General features: G+C 69.6%; 19 protein-coding genes. 16 read left to right on the top strand and 3 right to left on the bottom strand.

Annotated elements, in window-relative coordinates; translation table 11 throughout:
* The first annotated feature begins 7 nt into the window (after nucleotides 1-7).
* From DXZ73_RS06635 to DXZ73_RS06645, 3 genes are all read left to right on the top strand, one after another.
* Complete coding sequence (locus tag DXZ73_RS06635) at nucleotides 8-424, top strand: gamma-glutamylcyclotransferase family protein (protein WP_116210080.1); 417 nt, start codon at nucleotides 8-10, stop codon at nucleotides 422-424.
* 411 nt (nucleotides 425-835) lie between these two features.
* Nucleotides 836-2,602 (top strand): M4 family metallopeptidase, encoded by a 1,767-nt coding sequence (locus tag DXZ73_RS06640; RefSeq protein WP_116215457.1) that lies wholly within the window; start codon nucleotides 836-838, stop codon nucleotides 2,600-2,602.
* 173 nt (nucleotides 2,603-2,775) lie between these two features.
* Complete coding sequence (locus tag DXZ73_RS06645) at nucleotides 2,776-3,636, top strand: SCO6745 family protein (RefSeq protein ID WP_116210081.1); 861 nt, start codon at nucleotides 2,776-2,778, stop codon at nucleotides 3,634-3,636.
* Nucleotides 3,637-3,653: 17 nt separating this feature from the next.
* Here the strand turns inward: DXZ73_RS06645 and DXZ73_RS06650 are convergent, their stop codons facing one another.
* Entirely contained in the window at nucleotides 3,654-4,523 is an 870-nt protein-coding gene (locus tag DXZ73_RS06650; protein ID WP_116210082.1) for a helix-turn-helix transcriptional regulator, read from the bottom strand.
* A gap of 60 nt (nucleotides 4,524-4,583) precedes the next feature.
* Here DXZ73_RS06650 and DXZ73_RS06655 point away from each other — a divergent pair, with 60 nt between their 5' ends.
* Complete coding sequence (locus tag DXZ73_RS06655) at nucleotides 4,584-6,356, top strand: recombinase family protein (protein WP_162890077.1); 1,773 nt, start codon at nucleotides 4,584-4,586, stop codon at nucleotides 6,354-6,356.
* A 414-nt stretch (nucleotides 6,357-6,770) separates the two neighbouring features.
* On the opposite strand, the gene DXZ73_RS06660 is transcribed toward DXZ73_RS06655, so the two are convergent.
* Nucleotides 6,771-6,953 carry a DUF6381 family protein gene (locus DXZ73_RS06660; protein ID WP_116210084.1) on the bottom strand — a complete coding sequence of 61 codons (183 nt, stop codon included), beginning with the start codon at nucleotides 6,951-6,953 and terminating at the stop codon, nucleotides 6,771-6,773.
* A 215-nt stretch (nucleotides 6,954-7,168) separates the two neighbouring features.
* Nucleotides 7,169-7,432: a hypothetical protein gene (locus DXZ73_RS37950; RefSeq protein ID WP_162890078.1), complete on the bottom strand. Its 264-nt coding sequence runs from the start codon at nucleotides 7,430-7,432 to the stop codon at nucleotides 7,169-7,171.
* Between the two features lie 980 nt (nucleotides 7,433-8,412).
* Here DXZ73_RS37950 and DXZ73_RS06675 point away from each other — a divergent pair.
* The 12 genes from DXZ73_RS06675 (at nucleotide 8,413) to DXZ73_RS06730 (ending at nucleotide 17,045) form a co-directional block, all read left to right on the top strand.
* Nucleotides 8,413-8,763: a hypothetical protein gene (locus tag DXZ73_RS06675; RefSeq protein ID WP_116210087.1), complete on the top strand. Its 351-nt coding sequence runs from the start codon at nucleotides 8,413-8,415 to the stop codon at nucleotides 8,761-8,763.
* Nucleotides 8,763-8,999 carry a hypothetical protein gene (locus DXZ73_RS06680; RefSeq protein ID WP_162890079.1) on the top strand — a complete coding sequence of 79 codons (237 nt, stop codon included), beginning with the start codon at nucleotides 8,763-8,765 and terminating at the stop codon, nucleotides 8,997-8,999. The genes DXZ73_RS06675 and DXZ73_RS06680 overlap by 1 nt, the downstream gene beginning before the upstream one ends.
* Before the next feature lie 26 nt (nucleotides 9,000-9,025).
* Nucleotides 9,026-10,627, top strand: a complete 1,602-nt coding sequence (locus tag DXZ73_RS06685; RefSeq protein WP_116210089.1) for a terminase — start codon at nucleotides 9,026-9,028, stop codon at nucleotides 10,625-10,627.
* A gap of 4 nt (nucleotides 10,628-10,631) precedes the next feature.
* Nucleotides 10,632-12,101, top strand: a complete 1,470-nt coding sequence (locus DXZ73_RS06690; RefSeq protein ID WP_162890080.1) for a phage portal protein — start codon at nucleotides 10,632-10,634, stop codon at nucleotides 12,099-12,101.
* Nucleotides 12,031-12,939, top strand: a complete 909-nt coding sequence (locus tag DXZ73_RS37955; protein ID WP_162890081.1) for a hypothetical protein — start codon at nucleotides 12,031-12,033, stop codon at nucleotides 12,937-12,939. The genes DXZ73_RS06690 and DXZ73_RS37955 overlap by 71 nt, the downstream gene beginning before the upstream one ends.
* Nucleotides 12,936-13,427: a hypothetical protein gene (locus tag DXZ73_RS06700; protein ID WP_116210092.1), complete on the top strand. Its 492-nt coding sequence runs from the start codon at nucleotides 12,936-12,938 to the stop codon at nucleotides 13,425-13,427. The genes DXZ73_RS37955 and DXZ73_RS06700 overlap by 4 nt, the downstream gene beginning before the upstream one ends.
* A 73-nt stretch (nucleotides 13,428-13,500) precedes the next feature.
* Nucleotides 13,501-14,457 (top strand): P22 phage major capsid protein family protein, encoded by a 957-nt coding sequence (locus tag DXZ73_RS06705; protein ID WP_162890082.1) that lies wholly within the window; start codon nucleotides 13,501-13,503, stop codon nucleotides 14,455-14,457.
* Nucleotides 14,458-14,466: 9 nt separating this feature from the next.
* Nucleotides 14,467-14,928 (top strand): hypothetical protein, encoded by a 462-nt coding sequence (locus DXZ73_RS06710; RefSeq protein ID WP_116210094.1) that lies wholly within the window; start codon nucleotides 14,467-14,469, stop codon nucleotides 14,926-14,928.
* Nucleotides 14,925-15,278, top strand: coding sequence for a hypothetical protein (locus DXZ73_RS06715; protein WP_116210095.1), 354 nt, complete (start codon nucleotides 14,925-14,927; stop codon nucleotides 15,276-15,278). Before DXZ73_RS06710 ends, DXZ73_RS06715 begins: the two co-directional genes overlap by 4 nt.
* Complete coding sequence (locus DXZ73_RS06720; RefSeq protein ID WP_162890083.1) at nucleotides 15,250-15,561, top strand: DUF5403 family protein; 312 nt, start codon at nucleotides 15,250-15,252, stop codon at nucleotides 15,559-15,561. The genes DXZ73_RS06715 and DXZ73_RS06720 overlap by 29 nt, the downstream gene beginning before the upstream one ends.
* Before the next feature lie 87 nt (nucleotides 15,562-15,648).
* A complete protein-coding gene (locus DXZ73_RS38750; RefSeq protein WP_205519125.1) occupies nucleotides 15,649-16,596 on the top strand; it encodes a hypothetical protein in 948 nt (315 codons plus the stop codon).
* The gene (locus tag DXZ73_RS06730) at nucleotides 16,596-17,045 is read left to right on the top strand and encodes a hypothetical protein (protein ID WP_116210097.1); all 450 of its coding nucleotides are present in this window, start codon (nucleotides 16,596-16,598) and stop codon (nucleotides 17,043-17,045) included. Before DXZ73_RS38750 ends, DXZ73_RS06730 begins: the two co-directional genes overlap by 1 nt.
* The last annotated feature ends 5 nt before the right edge of the window (nucleotides 17,046-17,050 follow it).

The following is a 17,050-nucleotide window of genomic DNA, read 5'->3' on the forward strand; positions in this document are numbered from 1 at the left end:
AGCCCCAGTGGTGGACCGTGAGCTGCTGCCCGTCTTTGTATACGGAACGCTGCGCCCCGGCCGGGGCAACCACGCGCGGCTCCTCCGCGGCCGCACGGTGGCGGAGAAACCGGCACGGATGCGCGGGGCGGCCCTCTACGAGGGACCGGGCTATCCGTACGCGGTGGCGGACCCGGAGGGCGAGATCCTCGGCGAGGCACTGTGGCTGCCGGCCGACCGCTACGACGCGGTACTGGCGTCGCTCGACGTACTGGAGGGCTACGAACCGGGTGGCTCGGCGAACCATTATGTCCGAGTGATCCGCCCGGTTCGTCTGCCTGATGGCGATACGGTGCGGGCCTGGGTGTATCTGGCGGAGGAGCGGCTGGCGGCCCGGCTGCGCCTGCGGGGCCGACGCGTGGAGGGTGGCAACTGGCCGGGATGACGCGGCTTTTCCCGGGCGGGATCCTCCGGACCGCGCGCCGCGCACCCCACTGTCTCACATAGTGAGCACTTGCCCTCGCGCGACAACCCCCGCTTCCACAATGCCGTCTTCACCTCCGGGTAGACACCAAGTCGCCGTCCGCTCACCTTGCGTTGACGCTTTGTTAAGACTTGATCAACTCACCGGACATCACGACTTTTCCTCTTTTCGTGGGCATGCCAATGCAGGCAGAGTCCTCCGCGGGACCACAGGTTCCCGCGGTGCGCCAGTGACAGCACCGCGTGTATGCAGGCGGCCGGGCACGTCCCGAACCGCCCTCACCGCAAAGGGCGCTGAACAGTGCGTACATCCCCCACATCCCACAGACGAGTGCTCACCGCCACCGCCGTCGCGGTGGTGGCCGCGGCCACCATGGCGGGCACCGCCACCGCCACCCCGTCCTCGGGCGTCACCGACCGGGCCCGTGAGTCCGCCCGCGCCTCCGCCACCACGGCGGCCACGGCCGCCGCCAAGGCGGAGGTCGTCAAGGCCGCACGCAGCGCGGCCGCCGCCCACGCCTCCGCGACCGGCGTCGGCAAGACGGAGACCCTGACGGTCAAGGACACCCTGATCGACCCCGAGGGCAAGCGGCACGTCCGGTTCGCCCGGGTCTACCGCGGCGTGCCCGTGGTCGGCGGCGACCTCGTCGTCCACCTCGACGCCAAGCACAACTACCTGGGCGTGACCCGGGCGATACACCACCAGATATCCCTGCCCACCGTCACCCCCAAGCTGTCCGCGCCGCAGGCGGCCGCCAAGGCCGCGTCCTCGGCCGACGGCAAGGCCGGCAGGACCGAGCTGGTCGTCGACGCGACGGCCGGGACGCCGGTCCTGGCCTACCGGGTCACCGTCACCGACAGCCGCTCCACCGAGACCGGCGGCATCCACTCGGTCGTCGTCGACGCCGCCTCGGGCAAGGTGCTCAGCAGCACCCCGCTCACCGACGGCTTCATATCCCCGCAGCTGAAGTCCAAGCTGCGCAGCACGGGCCAGAAGGCCACCCCGCAGACGGGGTCGAAGGCCACCGTGCCCGCGAAGGGCGGCAAGGCCCGGGGCAGCTTCCCGGCGCCGGCGACCGGTTCCGGTTCCTCCCTGTTCGTCGGCAAGGTGCCGCTGACGACCACGCAGACCGCCGAGAACTCCTTCACGCTCAAGGACCCCAGCCGCGGTGGCGCCGAGACCCGGGACGCCGGCGGCAAGGAGATCGAGTCCTTCAAGGACGGCAAGCCCTTCGTCCACGCCGGTAACAGCTGGGGCAACGGCACGTCCTCGGACCCCACCACCGCCGCGGTGGACGCGCAGTACGGCATCACCAGCACGCTCGACTTCTACAAGAGCACCTTCGGCCGGAACGGCATCAAGGACGACGGCGCCGGCCCGAACGCGGTCGTGCACTTCGGCGACAAGGTGGGCAACGCCTTCTGGTCCCCCGACTGCTCGTGCATGCTCTACGGCGACGGTGATGGAGAAACGTTCAAGCAGGCGCTGGTCGCCCTGGACGTCACCGGTCACGAGCTCACCCACGGTGTGGTCGAGGCGACCGCCGACTTCCAGCCGACGCGGGTGGACGCGCGGCAGAACCAGTTCGGCGAGGCGGGCTCGCTCAACGAGTCGTTCGCCGACATCTTCGGCACGGCCGTCGAGTTCAAGACCAACAACCCGGCCAACCCCCCGAACTACCTGATCGGCGAGAAGCTCGGCCTGGACCAGAAGTTCCTGCGCCGCCTGGACGAGCCGTCGCAGGACAAGCTCGAGGGCACGGTCGACTACTGGGACTCCGGCTCCTACGACCGTGAGGTCCACGCGGGCTCGGGCGTCTCCTCGCACGCCTTCTACCTGCTGGCCGAGGGCAGCGGCAAGAAGACCGTCAACGGCGTGGAGTACAACTCCCCGACGCACGACGGCTCGACCGTCTCCGGCATCGGCCGGGACAAGGCGGAGCAGATCTTCTACCGGGCGCTGACCCGGTACATGGTCTCGACCACCGACTTCCACGAGGCCCGTACGGCCACGCTCCAGGCCGCCGCGGACATCTACGGCGCCGACAGCACCGAGTACAAGACGGTCGACAAGGCGTGGTCCGCGGTGAACGTCACCGAGGCCAACACGCCGAAGGAGAAGCCGGCCGCCAAGCGCTGACGCCACCGGCAGGTCGCCGTGCCTCCGGGACGCCTCATCGGCGGCGCCCCGGAGGCACAGGCGCGTCCGGGCCGGGGCGCTCCGCACAGTGGCGACGGGGCCACGGGCGCTGCGATCCTGGCGCTGCCCGCAAGCTGCCCGCACGAAGGGGAGCCCGCTACCGGAAGGACACGATGGATCCGCAACGGACACCGGCCAGACGCCTCTGGGAGGCCGTCGAGCCACTGCACGCCGTGGTGTATTTCGCGCCGGAGCCCGCCGCGGCGGCCAAGGCGCTCGGCCTGCCGAGCTGGTGGATGGGCTACTTCACCGGGCGGGTCGCACCGCTCGGGCCGCTGGACGCCCCGCCCGTGACCGCGATGCTGTTCGGCTTCGCCCCCTCCATGGTGGCCCGGTCACTGCCCGACGCCTGGGCCTACGCGTCGCCCGAAGCGGTGCTGGCCGCCCGGCTCGACGCGGTGCGGGCGACGCTGGAGCGCGCGCTGCCGCCCGGCTCGGAGGACCGTCTCGAACGCCTCGCGGAACTGCTCGAACAAGCCGTGGCGGGCTGCCGCTACGACGGCAGGCCGCTGGCGGCGGGCTGGTCCGGGGTGCGCAGGCCGGCGTCGGCCGCCGGGCGCGTCTGGCTGGCGGCGACGGTGCTGCGCGAGCACCGCGGCGACGGCCACGTCCTCGCCGCCGTCGGCGCGGGGCTCCGGGGCCTCGACGCCACCCTCACGCTGGTGGCGGACGGAGGGGTCCCCCAGGAGACCTTCCAGGCCAACCGGGGCTGGACGGAAGCCGAATGGGAGGACGGCCGCCGCAGGCTGGTGGCGCGCGGACTGCTGGACCGTACGACGCGGCCGACCCGCGCGGGCGAGGCGCTGCGGCGGCAGCTGGAGGAGGACACCGACCGGCTCGCGGCGGACCCGGTCGCGGCCCTGGGCGAGTCCGGGGTCGAGGAGGCGATCGGCTTGGCCGTGCCGTTGAGCCGGCATCTCGTCGACACGGGAGTGCTGCCGGTGCCCAATCCGATCGGCGTGCCGCGCCCCTGACCGGGCCGCACGCGCCATCAAGCCTGCGTGGTGGGACGCTCGGCATCCGTCCGGGAATCGGTCGCGCCAAGCGTCCAACTCGCCAGCAGGCGCAGCGACTCCGCGGATGCCGAACCCGGCTCCGCGTGGTAGGTGATCAGCTGCTGACCCGCGTCCGACGGCAGCACCAGCGTCTCGCACGCGAGCGTCAGCGGGCCCACGACGGGATGATGGAACTGCTTCACGCCGAACCCCTTGTCCTGCACGTCGTGCGTGGCCCACAGCTCCCTGAACTCCTGGCTCTTGACCGAGAGTTCGCCGACCAGCGCGGCCAGCTGCGGATCGTCGGGGTAGCGGCCGGCGTCGAGCCGGAGGAAGGCGACGATGTCGGCCGCCTTGCGCTCCCACTGCACGTAGAGCTCGCGGGAGGCCGGGTCGAGGAAGATCTGCCAGGCCATGTTGCGCTGGTGGGCGGGGGCGACGGCGTAGTCGCCGAGGAGGGCGCAGGCCATCCGGTTCCAGGCGATGACGTCCAGCCGCCGGCCGACGACGTAGGCGGGGACGTTGTCCATGCTGTCGATCAGCTGCTGCACCGCCGGGCGGACGCGCTGCGGGCGCGCCCCGGTCTTGCGGGCCCGGGACGGCCGGACCAGGTGGTTGAGGTGGTCCCGCTCGGCCCGGCTCAGGCCCAGCGCGTCGGCTATGGCGTCGAGCACGGAGCTGGACACGTTCTGCCCGCGGCCCTGTTCGAGGCGTGTGTAGTAGGCGACGCTGACACCGGCGAGCTGGGCGAGCTCCTCGCGGCGCAGCCCGGGCACGCGCCGCCGGCCGCCGTGCGGCGTCAGGCCCACGTCCTCGGGGCTCAGCCGGGCTCGACGGGAACGGAGGAACTCGCTGAGTTCTGTCATTTTGGCTGTCTTCACCTCCTCTACTCTAGTTAGAGCCAGTGTCTTACCCGGAGTATCAGTGTGACCAGCACCATCTATGCCGCAGGCTACGGCCGACAGTCCCAGAAGCGAGCCAACGCCAGCGAAGCCAGCCCCGCCACTCAGCGCAGCGCCAACAAGGCTGAGGCCGACCGGCGCGCTGCCCTCCCCGGCGTGGATCTTGCATGGACCCGCCATTACGAAGACATCGGTATCTCTGCGTTCACCGGGAAAGAGCGGCCCGAGTTTGATCGCCTTCTCGCCGACTGCCGCGCCGGTCGCGTGAACATGATCATCGTCTACTACATATCGCGGTTCTCTCGCATGGAACCGCTGGACGCAATCCCGATCGTTACCGACCTCCTGAACCGGGGCGTGACGATCGTCAGCGTCACCGAGGGCGAGTTCCGCCAAGGCAACATCATGGACCTGATCCACCTGATCATGCGCCTTGACGCTGCCCACGGCGAGAGCAAGAACAAGAGCGTCGCTGTCACCGGAGCCAAGAAGAAGGCCCGGGAGCTCGGCGGCTACGTCGGTGGCCGCCCCCCCTACGGCCGCGAGTGCGTACCCGAGACCCGGTACGACAGCGAAGGCAAGCCCATCGTTGTGCAGCTCCTCTCCACGCTGGTGAAGGAAGCCGAAGTCATCCAGGCATGGTGGATCGACATCAAGCGGTACAAGGATGACCCCACCATTTGCCGCGCCGAGAGGAAGGGCCTAGAGGTCCCGGGGTCGCTCGGGTGGGTCGTTCGCAAGTCCAACGAGAACCGAGTGCCCACGCGCGGAGCCAACACAGGAAAGCTCTGCAAGAACAGCCAATGGCATCTGATCACGGTCAAGCGGATTCTGCGGGACCCGCAGATAGCCGGGTACGCCAGTGAGCCGGTCTACAAGGTCCGTGAGGACGGCACCAAGACCAGCAGCGTTGATCACTACCGCATCGTTCGGGACGAGAACGGCAACCCCCTACAGCCGTGGGAACCGATCCTCGATCCCGCTGACTGGTGGGAGCTTCAGGCGTGGCTCGATGACTCCAGGCAACAGAAAAAGTGGTCCAACGTCGCTCAGAGCGTCCTCACCGGGCAACAGATCTTGTACTGCGAGTGTGACGCCCCGATGAAGTCCGCCCCGGCGAGACGGACCGTCGCTTCGTACATGTGCGGTCGGCCTGCGGGTGTGCGGAGGCCAGGCATGCATGAGGGCGGGGTGTCCATCTCGCAGGGTTCGCTAAATGACCTCGTGGCCCGCCGCATCTTCGCGTTCATCACGGCCGCCGAGTACGACGAACAGGCCGCCCTAATCCTGCGAGGCGTACAACAGCGCTTCGGGGAAGCCGTGGAAGCCCCGGAGACAGCCCAGGAGCGCGCCGCCCTACGCGGGGAACTGGCCGACGCTACCCGGGCACTGGAACAGCTCTACGACGACGCGGAGCTGTACCGGGGAGACGCCGTCGGGCGTAAGCGCTGGCGGAAGGACGTCGAGACTCAGCAGCAGCGACAGAAGCAGGCCGAGGAGCGCATGGAAGAGCTGTCGGCCGCCGAGTCGCCAGAGCTTCCCATCTTGGCGTGGCTGGATCGAGACGACGGCTTCGAGGGCGACCCGATCGGACCCGGCACCTGGTGGGGCCGCGCGACGCTCACGCAGCGGAGGGAACTGGTGTCGCTGTTCGTCGCTCGGATCGTGGTCCGGAAGGCTCGTGAGGACGAACGCACCCGACCGGGGACCACAGCGTCCACTTGGGTAGAGGATCGGGCAGCGATCACGTGGGTGCAGCCGCAGGCCGAGGAAGAGGATGAGGAGATGGCCGCGTGACGCTCTCACCCAGCGCGGAGCCCTGGTCGACACGCAAGTGAAGCAAAAAGCTGCTGCCCGTAGTTCCTTTCCTATATGCACGATAGGAGAAGAAGGTTCGGGCAGCAGCTTTCTTGCTGCGAGGTGCCCGGATGGGCCGGTGATCGCGCGGGCGCCCCGCCGTACAGCCGCTGTACCCAACCCGAACTTAATCAGGGTGCAGGCCGAGAGGGCTACGCGCGCGCGTGCGCGTGAGACGGAGCGACGCCCCGTAGTCCGGTCTAGCATTCCGCCCCGCCTGGTGCGGTCCCGTGGTGACTCTCCTCCCACGGTTCGGCCCCGGGCGGGGGACTGGACTTGGCCCGCTGCGGCATCGCTCTCGTCCCATTTGCTCCGCGGGGTGGTCAGTCACCGGCCGGTACGCGCGCAGGCCCGTCACATGGGGTCGATGCCGCTGCTGTCGTTCGCCTGCTTGCTCTGTTCCTGGAGTCGGCGGGCCTTCTCTTTCAGACGCTCACGCTCCGCCGGGTCCGAGGCACGCTCCGCGGCCTGCTCCAGTTGCTCCGCCTTCTGGCGCATCTGCTGGGCGCGCGCGCCGAACTCGTCTGCAACGCTCATGATCACTCCTAGATCTGGTGAGAGCGGATGCCACCAGCCAAACACCGCCTTATTCCCGTGTCCACTGGACAGTCACCCACGGCTATCCTCATCCACGGACGGCCTTAGGCCCGGCTGGTCGTCGGCACTCAACACGGCGGTGGTGGCGGTCCGAATCCGTCCGTCGCGCCGTGGGTGACTGGGCAGCGGCGACCAGAACGCACGGGCACGGTTGGCTAGCGTTTGGCTGGGCGGAAGCCCACAAATACTCCGAATGGGGAGAAGTCGCCTATCTCGACCAGCTTCCAACCTTCACCTTCAACTTTGCGGATAACTTCCGTCACTTCGTCCGGCACCTCCCAATCCGTTTCTGTATAGGGACGGGATGCGTCGGCCAGGGGGACTTGCAGGCCGAGCGTGGGGCTGTTCTTCATGCGCTGCCGACGGGCGTAACTGGCATAACTCAAGCAGTCATCCATCCGGGCATCCTTCCCTGCCATGCCTGCTGCTCCGTACTGGAGTGCTCGCCGCAGTGTCCCTCGGCTTCTGCCTCATGCCCCCTCTGTCAGGAGGTGATCCCCCATGCCCAGTAGGCCCCGCCCCCCTTGTTCTGTCCTCGGGTGCCCTGAGCTGACCGTTGGGGGACGCTCCTGAGCGGTAGCTGGTCCACCAGCACCCGCCGCACCCAACTCCCGCGCAACTGGCCGCGCATCCGTGCCGGCGTCCTGCTGCGGGACGCTCACCTGTGTCAATGGGTCCGGTACGACACAGGTCTCCCGTGCTTCGAGGAGGCGTCCGAGGTGGATCACCGCTTCGACCCGCACGACCACCGGCCCGAGGCGCTGTGGTCGCTGTGTCGCTGGCACCACGCCCGTAAGACGGCGCAGGAAGCAGCGGCCGGCCGAAGGCGGGTGCGTGAGGCCCGAGAAGTGCCCCGCAGTCGAAGGGCCCACCCTGGGGCGTTGTAGCCCCCGTGGTCTGCGGGAACGTCCGTGGGGTGGTTCCCGATCAGGCCCCCGTGCGTACCCCTGGGTGTGGTGGGGCAGGTGGCCCGCGCGGAGCGCGTGGCGGTGGGTGTGGAGGGGCGGCTGGGTAACGCTCACTGTGTCGCCAACACGCTGTTGGACCGCGCGGTCCACGTCGCCCTGCTGGGGCGGTGCCTGGGTGTGGTGCCCGGCGAGGCGTGCCCTTGGTGGGCGGGGCTGAGGTGCTGCCGCTCCTGGTGGCGCGACACGCTCGCTCGCTGTCGCTTCAACATGATTGATCGTTTGTCGCGCGCGACGTGTGACGAGATGTTGTTGAGTGATCGCGAACGTGGCTGGCCCAGGGGGGTGGCTCCCTGATCTTGATTCTTCCTGACCGGGGCGTGACAGCAGCTCGGTTTCTGTGCGATCGCGGAGCCTTCCTTTTTCGCCCCTTGAGCCCTTGTGCCGCTTGGTCAAGAGGCGCTTTCTCCACGTACTGAGATCCGAGGTGACCCATGCGCATCGATCCCAAGCTGAAGGATGCGGACAAGATCCGCGCCGCCCTCGTGGCCGGCTTCGAGGTCGAGCTGGAGCTGGAGCCGGCGGATCTGGCGGCGATCGACATCGCCGCGTCCATGCTGGCGCGCGCCGCGTCGCTGGATGACCTCGTTCGCCGCGAGGGCCAGATGGTGCCCGGCGGCAACCGCGCCGGCATGTTCGTCTTGCACCCCGGCATCACGGAGGCCCGGCAGCTCCGGCAGGCCGCCGGCGCGCTGCTGGCGAAGGTCCGCGGTGAAGGTGACGGGGCGGAGCGCGGGCACAACTCCCGTTCCGCTGCGGGTGCCCGGTGGGCGGGTCGCCGCTGATGGCCCGCCGCAAGACGCGAGCCTCGGGTGGCCCGTCGAACGAGGCGCTGCGCATCGCGCGGACGATCGCCTATTACGGGGCCTGCCTCGATCGCGGCGTGACGCACGAGCAGGCGCGGGCCCTGTGGGCGCACGACATGACGCGGCCGTTCACCGTCTGCTCGGGAGACATGCCGCTGGCACTCCTGGCCCGGCTGGAAGCCGAGGCCCAACGCGACGCGGGGACCAGCACATGACCGACTGAACCGAACGGGGGTGGCGCTTGCCCGCGCCGGTTTTCGCCCCCGTGCGGACCGTCGAAGACACCGTCCCCGAGCTGACTCTGGCCCGGGACATCCTGCGGTGGACGGCCCGGCATTTCCGGGCCGACTGGCGGTACACCCCGGAGCAGGTGCGCATCCTCGCCCGGTGGTACGCCATCGACGCCGAGGGGGAGTTCGTCTACACCTCGGGGACGCTGCGGCGTCTGAAGGGGTGGGGCAAGGACCCCAAGATGGCCTCGGTCTGTTGGGCGGAGCTGATGGGCCCGTGCCGCTTCGGCGGCTGGCGTGCCGACGGCTCGCCCCGGGGTGTGCCGGCGAAGGAGCCGTGGGTTCAGATCTTCGCCACGTCGGCAACGCAGAACACCAACACCATGTCGGCCCTGCTGGGGTTGCTGACGGACGAGACGATCGCCAAGTACGCGGTCGATCTCGGCCAGGAGAAGTGCTACGCGACACTGCCGGACGGCCGGCGGTGTCGGCTGGAAGCGAAGGCCTCGAGCTACCGGGCCGCCGAAGGCGGGCGCCCGAGCTTCGCCCTGATGAACGAGACGTGGCACTGGGTCACCGGCAACCACGGGCCGAAGCTGGCAGCGACGATCCGCGCCAACTGCGCCAAGGTCTCCGGCCGGTACATGGAGATCACCAACGCCCCGGTCATCGGCGAGGACAGCGTTGCTGAGAACACGCTGTACGACTACCAGAAGCAGCGCGACGGCAAGAACCGGTCCACGGGCCTGTACTACGACAGCGTGGAAGCGCCCTCGGGCGTGGACCTGGGCGACGAGAAGCAGTTGCACGCCGCCCTGCTGTGCGCTCGCGGTGACGCGGTCTGGGTCAACCCCGACCGCGTCATGCCGGAGATCTGGTCCGCCTCCACCACCGAGGACGAGTCCCGCCGCAAGTACCTGAATCAGACGACGGTGGCCGAGGACGCGCTGGTCGATCCCGAGGATTGGGGCCGGTGCGAGGTCGAGGGCCGGGACCTGCGGCCGGGTGACCGCATCGTGATGGGTCTCGATGGCGGCGAATCCGACGACAGTACAGCCTTGGTGGTCATGCGCGTGCGGGATGCGATGTGCGTTCCGCTGGGTGTGTGGGAGAAGCCGGACGGTCCCGCCGGCAAGGGCTGGCAGGTGGACAAGGAAGTCGTCAGCGACGCCGTGGCGAACGCGTTCGCCACCTACAACGTGACCGCGTTCCTGTCGGACGTCGCGTTCTGGGAGACCTACACCGCCCAGTGGTCCGAGAAGTACGGGCCGAAGCTGCTGATCCGCTCGAACGTGCGGTCCGCGGTGGGGTACGACATGCGCGCCAATCAGCGCGAGATCACCACGGAGAACATGGCCATGGTGGGGGCCATCGAAGCCCACCAGCTCCTGCATCAGGGCCACTTCACGCTGCGCAGGCACGTGGAGAGCGCCCGGAAGCGGCCGAATCAGTACGGCATCAGCTTCCGCAAGGAGTCGCGCGAGAGCCGACACAAGGTCGATGCGTACGCAGCGCTGCTGCTGTGCTGGATCGCTCGCCGGCGACTGATCGAGTCCGGCAAGCTCAAGCCACAGCGCGCGGTGGCACAGATGACCGCGTACGAAGGGTATTGACAGCTTGACCGAGGTCGCGAGCGTGCTCACGCAGCGCGCACGCCATGCTCGTGGCCTGATCCAGCGGGATTACGAGCGGCTGAACCTGGCCGACCGGTATCTCCGGGGCTACCACCGCGCACCGTTCATCCCGAAGAAGGCCAACCCGGAGTTCCGGGCCCTGGTGAAGCGGTCCTTCGACAACATCGTCCCGCTGATCGTGGACGCGCCGACCAACGCCATGGGCGTGGACGGCTACCGCCGCTCGGGCAGCGACACCAACGCGCCCGAGTGGAAGTGGTGGCAGGCCAACCGGCTGGACCAGCGGCAGCACCAGGTCCACCGGGGCGCACTCGCGGTCGGCCACTCGTACGTGACCGTCCTGCCCGGCATGCGGCCAGGGGAGAAGCGGGACCGGCCGCAGGTGCGCGCGTATGACGCGGTGAAGATGGTGGCGGTCTACGAGGACCCCACCTTCGACCAGTTCCCCCTCTACGCCCTCCACCTGGACGCGGTCCCCGGCGACGGCGGGCAGGAGCCGCACACGGGCCGACTCGTCGACGACCAGGCCGTGTATCACCTGGATTTCGAGGCAGGCGACCCGAAGGTGGTCAAGGTCGAGCCGCACGGCCTGGGCGTCTGCCCGGTGGTGCGGTTCGCGCCGGCGGTCGATTTGCAGGGCCGCACTCAGGGGCTGGTCGAGCGGGTCATGACCACGCAGGACCGCATCAATCAGATGACCTTGAACATGCTCATCGCCCAGCACTACGGGGCGTTCGCGATCCGGTTCGCCACCGGCCTTGCGCCGGTGGAGGTGCTGGACGAGTACGGCGATCCGGTCCGGGACGAGGACGGGCAGCCGAAGTTCCTCCCGCCGGTCCTGGACCCCTCCACGCTGCTGGTCTCCCCGAACGCCGAGACGGAGTTCGGGCAGCTGCCCGCGCAGTCCACGAAGGATCTTCAGGACTCCATAGCCATGACGGTCAAGCACGCCTGCATGGTCACGGAGACACCCCCGCACTACGTGATGTCGGACATGGTCAACATGGCCGCCGATGCACTCGCCGCGGCCGAGTCCGCGTTCATGCGCAAGGTGGCCGAAGTACAGGCCGCCCTCGGCGAGAGCTGGGAATCGGTCATGAGGCTGTGCGCCCTGGTGGCCGGCGACCGGGCCGGCTTCGAGGACGAGGAGTCCGAGGTCGTGTGGGCGGACCGGGGCAACCGGTCCTTCGCTCAGGCCGCCGACGCCGGTTTGAAGCTGTCGCAGATGGGTGTCCCGCTGGGCATCGTCCTGCGGAAGGTACCGGGCTTCACTCAGGCCGACATCGACGAGTCGGTCAAGGAATGGAAGCGTGCGCAGGAAGCGCAGCTGCGCGAGATCGCCGCGAGCCAGCAGGCCAAGGCCCCCGGCGAGGGGGTGAGCGATGGCGACGAGCGAGCAAGCGCGACGGGCAACGGCCGCGTACCGGCGGGCGCAGGAGCGCATAGCCGCTGAGGTCGCCACCGACCTCTCCGCGTGGCTGGCCGGCGTCTCCGGGCAGGCCGTACGAGCCGGTGCGGGGCCGCTGGGCCGCGAGTACCGGGCCCGCGTCGCCCGGGGCCGACGGAAGTCCTACGGCCTGGCCGTTGCCTTCTACCGGCTGCTGCGCGCGCTGGAGACCGGCACGGTCGTCAACCTGCCCGGCGCGGCCACGGCCGAGGGCCCGACCCTCGAAGGGCTGTGGCGCGAGTTCAACCGCGCGACCGGACAGCAGGCCGGCAGCGCGAGCCGCGGTGGCCACCTGCTGGTCGATGACTCCCCGTGGGCCGGCTACGACGAGCGCACCGAACAGCGGCGCGCCGAGGGTGCGTTCCACCGCGAGGTGACCGCCCGCCTGGACAAGGAGAGTGGGGCGGCCGAGCGGCGGGGCCGGCTCGATGACCCGGAGTTCGAGAAGGAACTGGCCGAGGCCATGAACACGGCCCGGCAGGAAGCCGCGCGTACCGGATCACAGATCGCCGAGGACGGCGGGCGCGAGGCCCTGGCCGAAGCCGTGCGCGGAGACCCGAAGGCGCTGGGCTACTACCGCGAGACCGACGCCGACCCGTGCGCCTGGTGCGCGATGCTGGCCAGCCGGGGCGCGGTCTACAAGTCGGCTGCGACGGCCAGCATGTCGGACGGGCAGCGGTACCACCCCGATTGCCACTGCCAGCCGCGCCCGATCTTCTCTCGCAGCCACACGCTCCCCGAAGCGAACCAGCGCTACATGCGGCTGTGGCGCGAGAAGTCCAAGGACGGCCTGACGCTGGCCGAATGGCGTCGAGAACTTGAGAAAGAGAGCAGCACCACGTGAGCGAGCAGACCCCGGTGGAGGCCCCCGAGCAGCCGCAGGCGACCCAGGCCCCGACGCCAGCCGAAGCATTCGGCGGCAAGGAGCCCGCCCCCGCCGACCCTCCGACTCCTGAGCCCGCCCCGACGGGGGAGCCGGCCGAGCCCGCGGTGGACTACCGCGCGCTGTACGAGAAGGCTCAGGCCGAGGCGCGGACGCTCGCGGACGCGGTCAAGACGGCGGACGCCGAAGCCGCAGGGCTCAAGGACCGGCTGGCACACCTCGAAGTGTCGGTGATCCGGCAGCAGGAAGCGGCGCGGGTCAACCTTCCCGCCGACCTCGCGGCACGCCTTCAGGGCGAGACGCCCGAGGAGATCGCGGCCGATGCGCGCACGCTCGCCGCGCTCGTCGCCCCCAAGCCGGTCACCGGCAAGGGCGGGCTGGACCCCGATGCCCCGGCCGAGCACGACCCCGAGGCGATCACTCGCCGCATTCGCGCCGTCAGCTTCTGACCGCGCGAACTCCTTTCCCGGCCCCTGCCGTTGGCAGGGGCTTTTGCACACCCGAAAGTAGTTGCACCACCCCTTGGCTCATAGCTTCATCACTACGGAGAACGCGGGCGGCAAGGTCGCCCGGCAGGCTCTGTCCCTCCTTGCCGCCGAGCTGGTTCTTGGCCGTCTGGTCCACCGCAGCGCCGAGTCCGAGTTCGCCGGCGGCGTCGGCAACGTCGTCAACGTCAAGAAGCCCGGTCAGACGCAGGATGCGCACGACGCCGGCACCGCCACCCCGACGGTGGGCACCGGCACCCAGGGCTACCTCGATATCCGCGAGTCCTCGGTACAGATCCGGCTGGACCACCACTTCATTCACCCGGTCAAGGTGACCTCCCGGGAGCTGTCGCTGGACCTGGAGAGCTTCGCCGCTCAGGTCCTGGCCCCGCAGGTCCGCAAGATCGGTGAGCGTGTCGAGGCGGCCATTGCGGCCCCGATGAACGCTGCGATCAAGGCCGTGCCCGAGGCCGGCACCGTGGACCCGGCCAAGGCCAAGGCGCTGCGCGAGGCCATCATCGCGGCCGGCGTCACCATGGACGAGGCCAACGTCCCGGACACCGGGCGCGTCTTGGTCGTCTCCCCGGCCTTCTACGGCGAGCTGCTCAAGGACGACATCTTCGTCAAGGTCAACGAGAGCGGCAGCACCGAGGCGATCCGCAACGCGCGCGTCGGCAACATCCTCAACTTCGAGGTCTTCAAGTCGAATTACCTCAAGGGCGGCGCGCTGGCCATGACCCGCGAGGCGTTCGCCCTGGCTGTCCGCGCCCCGCAGGCGTCGATGGGCGCGAAGTTTTCCGGCTCCGAGTCCTACCAGGGCTACGCGATGCGCTGGATTCAGGATTGGGACACCGCCGGTCTGTCGGACCTATCGATCTGCGACGTCTTCGTGGGCGCCAAGGCGCTGTTCCAGGGCACCGACCCGATCACGAACGCCCCGGAGTTCCCCCGGTACGTGCCCATCACCCTCAAGGGCAACGGCACCAAGGCGTAAGGCGGCCCGATGACGGACTCGCAGTCCGCGGGGCCCCTGGCGACACTGGCCGACCTCGAACGCCGCTACGGCGGCACCTTCACCGGAGCCGACAGGCAGCAGGCCGAGGCCGCCCTGGACGACGCGTCCGCTATCGTCCGCGCATACGGGAATCCGAGCTGGGGCGCGGTCATCGACGGCCGCCCCCGTCCGGTCCCGCCGGCTGTGCGAGCCGTCGTCCTGGCCGTGGCCGAACGCCGGGTCCGCAACCCCGAAGGCTTCGTATCGGAATCGGCGGGTGAGTACAGCTACCGCATGCCCGAGCAGGGCGCGGTGGGCGGCTCGCTGTCGAAGGGTGAGCAGCTGCTCATCGAGCGACTGTCCGGCCGTAACGCGATGCGCTCGCTGGAGACCGTGCGGGCCGTGCTCCTCACGGACCGGCCCGCTGGCTACCCGTACCCGGACCCGGCAGACCAGCGGGGGCTGGTGTGATCTTCCATCGCCGGGCCCCCGTCGAACTGCGGATCTTCCCGCCGGCCGAGGCGGACGACGGGTACGGCGGCACGGCCCCGGGCCTGGGCGAGCCGGTGACCGTCCGCGCGTTCGCACAGCCCATGGACGCCCCCGAAGGGGTTGCGACGGGCTGGGCAGCCCCGGTGCGCCTGAAGGTGCTCATGGGGTCGTGTGAAGCCGTGCGGGTGTGGGCGCGGGTCGAGGTGGATGGTGAGCCGTGGCATGTCGTGGACCCACCGCGCGTTCACGGGGCGTCGCGCCGTACCCGCTACCTGTCGGCCGTGATCGAAGGGGGCAGCGGTGGCGTACGTGAAGCCGGGCATCAATAAGACGATGGCGGGCCTGCCCGGGGTGATGCAGAACCTCAAGAGCCACGCCACGGTCATGGCGGGCGAGATCAAGGCTGTGGCCGCACCTCACCGCAAGACCGGCGCGTTCGAGCACGGCATCAAGGTCCGTCGGCTCCGCAAGGGCTACGCCGTGAACCTCGAAGACCGCAACAGCGCCTCGATCAACTACGGCCACTTCACCAAGGAGGGCGCGTGGGTCGAGGGCATTCACGCGGTCGAGCAGGTGGTGGGCGCGGGTCGTGGGCCCCGGAGCCGGAGGTGATCCCTGTACGTCCTGCCCGACTCTGAAGCGCTCGTCCTGGACGCGCTGCGCGCGTACCTTCCCACCGGCACGCAGGTGCGGGTGGCGATGCCGCAGCAGTGGGCGGCGCTGCTGCCGCTGGTGGTGGCCCGCCGGGTGGGCGGCAAGGCGCGTGACCCCCGGTTCATCGACTCCGGCATGTTCACCGTGCAGACCCTGGCCGGCTCCCGCGCCGCGGCCTCACTGCTCGCGCGGCAGGCCCGGGGCGCGCTCCTGGCCGCATGCCGGGACCAGTACCGGGGCGCGGACGGCCATCTCGCGCACTTCACGGAAGTGACCGGCCCATTCATGACGGGCGACGGCCTGACCACCGGCAACCCCGAAGTCTTCCGCTTCACCGCGACCTACCAGGTCAACGCCCGCCCCCTGCTCGCCGCGCCGGAGCCGCGCCCTTTCGCTCTGGCCCTGGCTGTCAATGGGTCGAACTCTAGGCACTACCGCGCGCAGGTAGCCGGCGCAGCCGCCGGCCCCGCGCGACTTGATTGGGGAGACGGCCAGGTGGCCGACATCGATATCGGCTCGGACCCGTACGTGGTCGAGCACGAGTACAAGAAGCTCGGTCCGCACACGGTCACCGTGACCGACGCGGACGGCAACACCCGCACCGTGCAGACGAAACCGATCCTGCCGGTGGAAATCTCCTGGGCGATGGACCCCGGCTCGAACTTCGAAGGCGTGCTGTCAGCGAGCGGCGTCAAGCCGGGCGTGACGGTGGACTGGGGCGACGGCTCGAAGCCTGCCACCCCCACCGTCTCCGGCGGCAAGCTCACCGAGCGCCACGCCTTCACCTCCGAGGGGAAGCGGACCATCACGGTCACGGTGCCCTCGTGGAAGGCGAACGGCTTCGAGGGCCACACGGCCACTGCCTCGGTCACCGTGCGGCTCCCGCGCGAGCTGGACGTCCAGATCGGTTACTTCGAGGACGACCCGCGCAAGGTGTCGGCCACCATCCGCAACGCCGTGGTGGGCAAGGGCCTGATCAACTGGGGTGACTGATGGCCACTGAAGCCGTGACGGTCCCCGCGGACGGCGCAGCGGTGACCTGCCAGCACACCTATCCGGGGACGGCGACGCGCTTCGAGGGCTGGTTCGAGGACCGCATGCAGCGCCGCGTCTCCTTCTCCGTCGTCCTGGCCTCGCCAAAGCCGCGCCCCCAGGCCCCGAAGGACGTACAGGTCTGGCGCGACGGCGGCGCGTGGAACGAGGTCCGCGTGCTGTGGCTGCCGATCGCCGGCTACGACGACTACTCGGTCCGCGTGTTCAAGAACGGCGCACTGATCAAGTCCCTGAACACAGGCGGCCGTCCGCCCAACCCGTACGGCTACTTCCAGGCGTACGTGGCTCCCGAGGCGAGCCCGACGCGCGGCCAGGTCTATGCGTATGACGTGTCCGTCAAGGGCGCTGACGCGTGGTCCACGCGCATCACCCATCAATGGGCGGGCTAGACCCA

Origin of the sequence: Streptoverticillium olivoreticuli subsp. olivoreticuli, from assembly GCF_003391135.1 — a bacterium.
Taxonomy (GTDB): domain Bacteria; phylum Actinomycetota; class Actinomycetes; order Streptomycetales; family Streptomycetaceae; genus Streptomyces; species Streptomyces blastmyceticus.

Coding starts and splice junctions, on each gene's coding strand:
- DXZ73_RS37955 (WP_162890081.1), top strand. CDS start 12,031: ATGGCGACGAGCGAGCAAGCGCGACGGGCAACGGCCGCGTACCGGCGG.
- DXZ73_RS06640 (WP_116215457.1), top strand. CDS start 836: ATGGCGGGCACCGCCACCGCCACCCCGTCCTCGGGCGTCACCGACCGG.
- DXZ73_RS06710 (WP_116210094.1), top strand. CDS start 14,467: ATGACGGACTCGCAGTCCGCGGGGCCCCTGGCGACACTGGCCGACCTC.
- DXZ73_RS06680 (WP_162890079.1), top strand. CDS start 8,763: ATGGCCCGCCGCAAGACGCGAGCCTCGGGTGGCCCGTCGAACGAGGCG.
- DXZ73_RS06730 (WP_116210097.1), top strand. CDS start 16,596: ATGGCCACTGAAGCCGTGACGGTCCCCGCGGACGGCGCAGCGGTGACC.
- DXZ73_RS06645 (WP_116210081.1), top strand. CDS start 2,776: ATGGATCCGCAACGGACACCGGCCAGACGCCTCTGGGAGGCCGTCGAG.
- DXZ73_RS37950 (WP_162890078.1), bottom strand. CDS start 7,432: ATGGCAGGGAAGGATGCCCGGATGGATGACTGCTTGAGTTATGCCAGT.
- DXZ73_RS38750 (WP_205519125.1), top strand. CDS start 15,649: ATGCCGCAGCAGTGGGCGGCGCTGCTGCCGCTGGTGGTGGCCCGCCGG.
- DXZ73_RS06650 (WP_116210082.1), bottom strand. CDS start 4,523: ATGACAGAACTCAGCGAGTTCCTCCGTTCCCGTCGAGCCCGGCTGAGC.
- DXZ73_RS06675 (WP_116210087.1), top strand. CDS start 8,413: ATGCGCATCGATCCCAAGCTGAAGGATGCGGACAAGATCCGCGCCGCC.
- DXZ73_RS06660 (WP_116210084.1), bottom strand. CDS start 6,953: ATGAGCGTTGCAGACGAGTTCGGCGCGCGCGCCCAGCAGATGCGCCAG.